This is a genomic window from Nereida sp. NH-UV-3, from assembly GCF_042939535.1.
In the GTDB taxonomy this organism is placed as follows: Bacteria; Pseudomonadota; Alphaproteobacteria; order Rhodobacterales; family Rhodobacteraceae; genus Nereida; species Nereida ignava.
The window spans coordinates 1,860,347-1,867,500 of record NZ_CP132157.1; the positions used below are offsets into that span (position 1 = coordinate 1,860,347).

The 7,154-nt window shown below is 52.0% G+C and carries 11 protein-coding genes; 10 read left to right on the forward strand and 1 reads right to left on the reverse strand.

All coding sequences use genetic code 11. The features are described from left to right. The first annotated feature begins 73 nt into the window (after positions 1 to 73). The 10 genes from rpsJ (at position 74) to rplP (ending at position 5,217) form a co-directional block, all read left to right on the forward strand. On the forward strand, positions 74 to 388 hold the full coding sequence (gene rpsJ / locus NeNHUV3_RS09175) for a 30S ribosomal protein S10 (protein WP_008756422.1): 315 nt from the start codon (positions 74 to 76) through the stop codon (positions 386 to 388). A gap of 17 nt (positions 389 to 405) precedes the next feature. Beyond that, a complete protein-coding gene (gene rplC / locus NeNHUV3_RS09180) occupies positions 406 to 1,137 on the forward strand; it encodes a 50S ribosomal protein L3 (protein ID WP_391481030.1) in 732 nt (243 codons plus the stop codon). Continuing rightward, the gene (gene rplD / locus NeNHUV3_RS09185; protein ID WP_048599687.1) at positions 1,134 to 1,751 is read left to right on the forward strand and encodes a 50S ribosomal protein L4; all 618 of its coding nucleotides are present in this window, start codon (positions 1,134 to 1,136) and stop codon (positions 1,749 to 1,751) included. Before rplC ends, rplD begins: the two co-directional genes overlap by 4 nt. Further along, positions 1,748 to 2,044, forward strand: a complete 297-nt coding sequence (locus tag NeNHUV3_RS09190; RefSeq protein WP_048599686.1) for a 50S ribosomal protein L23 — start codon at positions 1,748 to 1,750, stop codon at positions 2,042 to 2,044. Before rplD ends, NeNHUV3_RS09190 begins: the two co-directional genes overlap by 4 nt. A 105-nt stretch (positions 2,045 to 2,149) precedes the next feature. Next, on the forward strand, positions 2,150 to 2,326 hold the full coding sequence (locus NeNHUV3_RS09195; RefSeq protein WP_048599685.1) for a hypothetical protein: 177 nt from the start codon (positions 2,150 to 2,152) through the stop codon (positions 2,324 to 2,326). A gap of 246 nt (positions 2,327 to 2,572) precedes the next feature. Continuing rightward, the gene (gene rplB, locus NeNHUV3_RS09200; RefSeq protein WP_048599684.1) at positions 2,573 to 3,415 is read left to right on the forward strand and encodes a 50S ribosomal protein L2; all 843 of its coding nucleotides are present in this window, start codon (positions 2,573 to 2,575) and stop codon (positions 3,413 to 3,415) included. Positions 3,416 to 3,418: 3 nt separating this feature from the next. Continuing rightward, a complete protein-coding gene (gene rpsS, locus NeNHUV3_RS09205; RefSeq protein WP_048599683.1) occupies positions 3,419 to 3,697 on the forward strand; it encodes a 30S ribosomal protein S19 in 279 nt (92 codons plus the stop codon). A gap of 3 nt (positions 3,698 to 3,700) precedes the next feature. After that, positions 3,701 to 4,081 (forward strand): 50S ribosomal protein L22, encoded by a 381-nt coding sequence (gene rplV, locus NeNHUV3_RS09210; protein ID WP_048599682.1) that lies wholly within the window; start codon positions 3,701 to 3,703, stop codon positions 4,079 to 4,081. Then, positions 4,081 to 4,788 (forward strand): 30S ribosomal protein S3, encoded by a 708-nt coding sequence (rpsC, locus tag NeNHUV3_RS09215; protein ID WP_341247541.1) that lies wholly within the window; start codon positions 4,081 to 4,083, stop codon positions 4,786 to 4,788. Before rplV ends, rpsC begins: the two co-directional genes overlap by 1 nt. Positions 4,789 to 4,803: 15 nt before the next feature. Further along, entirely contained in the window at positions 4,804 to 5,217 is a 414-nt protein-coding gene (rplP, locus tag NeNHUV3_RS09220) for a 50S ribosomal protein L16 (protein ID WP_048599680.1), read from the forward strand. Between the two features lie 84 nt (positions 5,218 to 5,301). Here rplP and NeNHUV3_RS09225 read toward each other — a convergent pair whose 3' ends face one another. Further along, positions 5,302 to 6,711, reverse strand: coding sequence for a polysaccharide biosynthesis/export family protein (locus tag NeNHUV3_RS09225; RefSeq protein WP_391481034.1), 1,410 nt, complete (start codon positions 6,709 to 6,711; stop codon positions 5,302 to 5,304). Positions 6,712 to 7,154 lie beyond the last annotated feature (443 nt).

Here is a 7,154-nt window from a genome sequence, read left to right on the forward strand (position 1 = left end):
CGGGTTTGATGTGGGTACTGGACGAGCCAGCCATCCACCTCTCAACGCCTCACGCCAATTAAAGGCAATGAAAATGCAAAGCCAAAATATTCGCATTCGGCTGAAAGCGTTTGACTACCGTGTACTGGACGCCAGCACACAGGAAATCGTCAACACAGCCAAGCGTACTGGTGCCAACGTTCGTGGTCCCATTCCGCTTCCAAACAAAATCGAGAAGTTCACTGTTCTGCGTGGCCCACACGTAGATAAGAAGTCTCGCGACCAATTTGAAATCCGCACGCACAAGCGTTTGCTGGATATCGTTGATCCGACTCCCCAAACTGTTGACGCGCTTATGAAGCTCGACCTGGCAGCTGGTGTGGACGTCGAGATCAAACTGCAATCTTAATCGGAGGATTTGAAACAATGATCCGTTCCGGAGTTATTGCAAAGAAAATGGGCATGACCCGTTTGTTCATGGAAGACGGTAAGCAGATCCCGGTTACTGTTCTTCAGCTAGACAACCTTCAGGTTGTTGCTCAGCGTACCGAAGAAAAAGACGGCTATACTGCTGTTCAGCTTGGTGCTGGTTCTGCGAAAGCAAAGCGCACATCTGCTGCGATGCGCGGTCACTTTGCTGCGGCAAAAGTCGAGCCAAAGCGTAAAGTTGCTGAGTTCCGCGTTAACGCTGACGCGCTGATCGAAGTGGGCGCAGAAATTTCTGCTGATCACTACCTCGAAGGTCAGTACGTTGATGTTGCTGGCACATCGATCGGTAAAGGTTTCCAAGGGGCGATGAAGCGCTGGAACTTTGGCGGTCTTCGCGCGACACACGGTGTGTCTATCTCACACCGTTCACACGGCTCTACAGGCCAATGTCAGGATCCTGGCCGCGTTTTCAAAGGTAAGAAAATGGCCGGTCACATGGGTGCTGCTCGTGTTACTACGCAAAACCTGCAGGTTGTTAAAACTGACGCCGCCCGTGGCTTGATCATGGTTAAAGGCGCTGTTCCTGGCTCCAAAGGTGGTTGGGTGACTGTTAAGGATGCGGTTAAGAAGCCATTTCCTGACAACGCACCGATGCCAGCAGGCCTAAAATCCGACGCAGCTACAGCTGAAGCTCCGGCCGAAGCACCTGCGACTGGAGGTGAAGAATGAAACTTGATGTGATCAAACTTGACGGCAAGACTGCTGGCTCTGTTGAGCTTTCAGACGAGCTGTTCGCACTTGAGCCTCGCGCAGACATTCTGCACCGTGTGGTTCGTTGGCAGCGTAACAATGCGCAGGCCGGCACTCATAAGGTGAAGACACGGTCTGAAACCAGCTACTCAACAAAGAAGATCTATCGCCAAAAAGGCACCGGTGGCGCACGTCACGGTGACCGTAACGCGCCGATCTTCCGTAAGGGTGGTATCTACAAAGGCCCAACACCACGTTCACATGGTCACGAGCTGCCGAAGAAATTCCGCAAGCTTGGCCTGAAGCACGCGCTTTCTGCAAAAGCAGCAGCGGGTGAGTTGGTTGTGATTGAGAACGCGGAAGCAGAAGGCAAGACTGCAGCGTTGGCTAAGCAAGTGAAAAACCTCGGTTGGAAGCGTGCATTGGTCATCGACGGTGCTTCTGTGAACGAAGGGTTCTTGAAAGCCGCGCGCAACATCGAAGGTTTGGATATCCTGCCGACAATGGGCGCAAACGTGTATGACATCCTCAAGCGTGACACTCTTGTGATCACCAAAGCAGGTGTCGAAGCTCTGGAGGCTCGTTTGAAATGAGTGCGAAAGCTGAACACTACGATGTGATCCGCAAGCCGATCATCACTGAGAAAGCAACTATGGCGTCTGAAAATGGCGCGGTGGTTTTCGAAGTAGCGATCGACGCAAACAAACCACAGATCAAAGAAGCAGTTGAGACGCTCTTTGGTGTGAAGGTTAAAGCGGTTAACACAACGATCACCAAAGGTAAGGCTAAGCGTTTCCGCGGCCAGCTTGGTAAACGTAAAGACGTCAAGAAGGCATATGTTATGCTCGAAGACGGCAACACGATCGACGTGAACACAGGTCTGTAATTAGACCAGTATAATTGGAAAAGCCCCGCCGTCATTTGACGAGCGGGGCTTTTTGTTTGTTTACTACGCTTGTAGGGCTGATCGATTTGCGGCAGTGTTTCTGGCATGAAACATGTACCCAAACAAACCACTGATGATGCTCTTATTCAGGAATTTCTCAATAAGGGCGGCACTGTCACCAAGGGCAAGACGAAGCCAGCACCCGCGGAATTGGGTCTGAGTAACAACCAGTGGAACAATAAGCTGACCAAAGAAGAAAAAGCTGCGCGCGATAAGAAGTAGCTTTTGTGGTCTGGCTGGGTAGCGGCTTGCTTATTGTACTTAGGTAAAATGTGCTTGGCCCTTGACCCGAATGGGTCAGCCCCCTAGTAAGCACCATCGGCTCAGCCCCAGATTCGTCTGGGGCTTTGTTGTTGTTTTGTGCAGCTTGCTGCGCAACGCATTCTACGGGCACCTTCGGGGGCCTATAACTTCCGGTTCTGATGGCGAAAGCCGAATGAGCCGCAAAGCAAATGGAAGACAGAAAGCATGGCACTTAAGTCGTACAAACCGACGACGCCTGGCCAACGTGGGTTGGTTCTGATTGACCGTTCGGAGCTTTGGAAAGGACGCCCAGTCAAGGCACTCGTTGAGGGTCTGACGAAGAACGGCGGCCGGAACAATACCGGACGGATCACAATGCGTCGTAAAGGTGGTGGTGCAAAACGCCTCTACCGTATCGTTGATTTCAAACGTAACAAGCTGGACATCGCTGCCACCGTTGAGCGGATCGAATATGACCCCAACCGGACAGCGTTTATTGCACTCATCAAATATGATGATGGCGAGCAAGCATATGTACTTGCACCACAGCGTTTGGCCATCGGTGACAAAATCATCGCGTCCGCTAAAGCAGACATCAAGCCAGGCAACGCAATGCCGTTCTCTGGTATGCCAATCGGTACAATCATCCACAACATCGAGCTGAAGCCAGGCAAGGGCGGTCAAATCGCACGTGCTGCCGGTACGTATGCTCAATTCGTTGGTCGTGATGGTGGTTACGCACAAATCCGCCTCAGCTCTGGTGAACTTCGTTTGGTTCGTCAGGAGTGCATGGCGACTGTTGGTGCTGTGTCTAACCCAGACAACTCTAACCAAAACTTCGGTAAAGCGGGCCGCAACCGTCACAAGGGCATCCGCCCATCTGTGCGTGGTGTTGTTATGAACCCCGTCGACCACCCTCACGGTGGTGGTGAAGGCCGGACTTCTGGTGGTCGTCACCCAGTGACACCATGGGGTAAGCCCACAAAAGGTGCCCGCACCCGGAACAAGAACAAAGCGTCCAGCAAGCTGATCATCCGCTCGCGGCACGCCAAGAAGAAAGGGCGTTAATCTATGACTCGCTCTGTTTGGAAAGGTCCTTTTGTCGACTCGTATGTCCTCAAAAAGGCAGAAGCATCCCGTGAAAGCGGCCGCAATGAAGTCATCAAAATCTGGTCGCGTCGTTCTACGATTCTTCCACAGTTTGTTGGCCTCACGTTCGGCGTCTACAACGGCAAAAAGCACATTCCAGTGAATGTGTCTGAAGAAATGATCGGCCAGAAGTTTGGTGAATTCTCACCAACCCGTACATACTACGGACACGCGGCTGACAAAAAAGCGAAGCGGAAGTAAGTCATGGGCAAGGATAAAAACCCCCGCCGCGTGGCCGAAAACGAAGCAATGGCGAAATTGCGCATGCTTCGTACAAGCCCGCAGAAACTAAACCTGGTTGCGACAATGATCCGCGGCAAGAAAGTTGACAAAGCGTTGACTGACCTGTCGTTCTCAAAGCGCCGCATCGCTGAAGACGTGAAGAAATGCCTTCAGTCTGCGATTGCGAACGCGGAAAACAACCACAACCTCGATGTTGACGAGCTGGTAGTTGCAGAGGCTTACGTTGGTAAGAACCTGACACTCAAGCGCGGTCGTCCTCGTGCACGTGGCCGGTTCGGTAAGATCGTAAAGCCGTTCTCGGAACTGACCATCAAGGTTCGTCAAGTTGAGGAGCAATCGTAATGGGTAATAAAGTCAATCCAATCGGTATGCGCCTTCAGGTAAACCGCACATGGGACAGCCGCTGGTATGCAGACACCAAAGACTATGGTGACTTGCTGCTTGAGGATCTGAAACTGCGCGCATTTATCAAAGAAGAGTGCAAGCAAGCTGGCGTAAGCCGCGTGATCATCGAGCGGCCGCACAAGAAGTGCCGCGTTACGATCCACACAGCGCGCCCCGGTGTTATCATCGGTAAAAAGGGTGCTGACATTGAAACACTTCGTAAGAAGTTGGCATCAATGACTGCGTCTGAGCTTCACCTGAATGTCGTCGAAGTTCGCAAGCCTGAGTTGGACGCAGCCCTCGTTGCTGAATCCATTGCTCAGCAACTTGAGCGTCGTGTTTCTTTCCGTCGTGCGATGAAGCGCTCGGTACAGAACGCAATGCGCATGGGCGCTTTGGGCATTCGTGTAAACGTTGCTGGTCGTTTGGGCGGCGCAGAGATTGCGCGTACTGAATGGTACCGTGAAGGTCGTGTGCCGCTGCACACACTTCGCGCCGACATCGATTACGCACACGCAGAGGGCATGACTGCCTACGGGATCATTGGCGTTAAAGTCTGGATCTTCAAAGGCGAGATCATGGAACATGATCCAGCTGCGCGTGACCGTAAAGCACAAGAACTCCAAGACGGCCCAGCACCTCGCGGTGCAGGCGGTCGTCGCTAAGGGGGAGATTGAAAGATGCTTCAACCAAAACGCACTAAGTTCCGTAAAATGCACAAAGGCCGGATCCGCGGCGACGCCAAAGGCGGTTCGGATCTTAACTTTGGCACATACGGCCTGAAAGCACTGCAACCCGAGCGTATCACCGCACGTCAAATCGAAGCGGCTCGCCGTGCGATGACGCGTCAGATGAAACGTCAGGGTCGCGTATGGATCCGGATTTTCCCGGATCTGCCTGTTACCTCTAAGCCTGTCGAAGTTCGTATGGGTAAAGGTAAAGGTTCCGTGGATTTCTGGGCAGCTAAGGTAAAACCTGGCCGCATCATGTTCGAAATCGACGGCGTACCCGAGCCAATCGCGCGTGAGGCACTTCGCCTTGCAGCGATGAAGCTGCCGATCAAAACACGCGTAGTGGTCCGTGAGGACTGGTAAGCAACGTGTTTACTTAGAATAGAAAAGTCCCCGCATGGAACCGTGCGGGGGCTTTTTCATTTTGGAGCGCCGAGCGTGGCATAATTAGTTTGTGGCCCCGACGCCGGTGGTAATTAAGCTGGGCGTAATCTGTTGGATAACGCGATGCCACTTTGTAATCGGTTGTTCAGCCGCAAAGATAACGTCGTTTGGGCGTAACTGAAATTCGGTCGCAAGCACCAAATTCGCAGTATTCGAAAAATCAAACCTGTATGCTGCAATCGGGCGACCGGAACTGCGTTTCCGTAGGATGTAGACCTGGCTAATGTTTGCCGTGGTCGTCGGAATGCCGCCACTGTCAAAGAGGGCATCAGCAAGACTTGCATGGTGCTCAAACGGTAGTGGGAACCGCGTTTGCTTACTCGCTTCGCCAGTCAAGTAAACGTAGTCACGCTGCAAGCTACCCGTCGCGACGCGCATCTGAATAGCAGCTTGTTCAGTGCGTTGTTGTAGATCGAGCGCGCTTAGGTGCGCTGCGATTTGTTCGGTCCGCTGGGTTTTTAGGGCTATGGATAATTCGGTTCGCGCAATCTGTTCCGAAAAATAAGCCTGCGCAGTAGTTAAATCGTAACCAACATGTACGTAGACGGCGTCACCAGACATTAAGGGCAGGCGCTGCAAGTCTGACGTCTGTAAATAATCTGCAAACGGTAGCTGATAGAGCTCGCCCAATCTGTATATCTTAATTGAAGTGGAGCGCTCGTCTTTGGTTACGATTCCGCCTGCCGCAGCTATCGCATCGCTTAATGTGCTTGGTGCAAACGTGACGGGGATACGGATGTGGGTTTTGACCGCACCACCGACGATAATCTGTTGTGAGTTGAATTCACTTATATCAAGAGCAAAGGTATCCGTGATTTGGTTTGCGGCCCTTCTTTTGAATACCGCTGAATGGGCATCCTCAATTGTGAGGCCGGCTACCTTGATCGAACCAACGTCTGGAAGCGCGATGGCGCCGCTGTCTTGGACTGTGTAACTGTTTGATCGCCGCTGATCTTCAGCTCCCGAGATCGCAATGGGATTGCTCCGCCCTATGAGGGAGACAACATCACCCACTCCAATTTGGTACCGCTTTGTTTTGGTTTGCGGAGGTAGCCTCAATACCGGCGGAGCGCTGATGGTTTGTTGTCGCGAGGCGACGCGTGGCAGCATTGGCTGGCCGGACTGCAGATCTATTGCGGTTACATCTGCGGACCTAGGCCTTGGTAGAGCGCGCGGTGAGTAAGCAGAGCCGTTCGCAATTTTTACAACGCCTTGTGTCACTTCGACGATCTGCACATCCGGATCGTTCAATGGAACCGTTGGGCTGATGTAGAGCGCGCCGCAGTTGTTAAGAATCGCGAGCGATGTAATTAACGCGATTCTGTGCGCTATGGTGTGAAACAAATTTTTGGAGTGGCGATTCCCCTTAATTTGGAAAAAATTCGGATTAATTTCGACTCGTGCATGGGGCATTGGTGGGCGGTTCACTCTGATTTACTCGTTATTCAGCTTAGTGTTGGCTTAGATTCTGCACTTTTCATGAACAGCGGGTCATTTACTTCGGTTTGAGCAGTTGTTTGTACTTGGCCCAAAGGTCGAAAATGTAGTTTTTATTGAGGTAATTACGTTTGTTCGAAAAACTTCACATGAAATTCAAAAAGGGGGTTGCGTGTTTTGTTTGTTAGACCTAAACCCCACTTCACCGGCGGCGCAGAGATGCAGCGCGGGTCGCCAGAGGGGCTAGGGAGACGCTGAGAGGCTGACTTAGTTCTGAGGTTGGAGAAGAAATTAGAGGTATTTGAGGCGGGGCGCGCCGTATGATTTAGGGCGCATCTGGTCTCTTTTGTTCCTCACGTTGTTTGAAATTGCTGGTATTTGAAGAGATATGTGGGCGGTTTGGTTCATTCGATGGATCA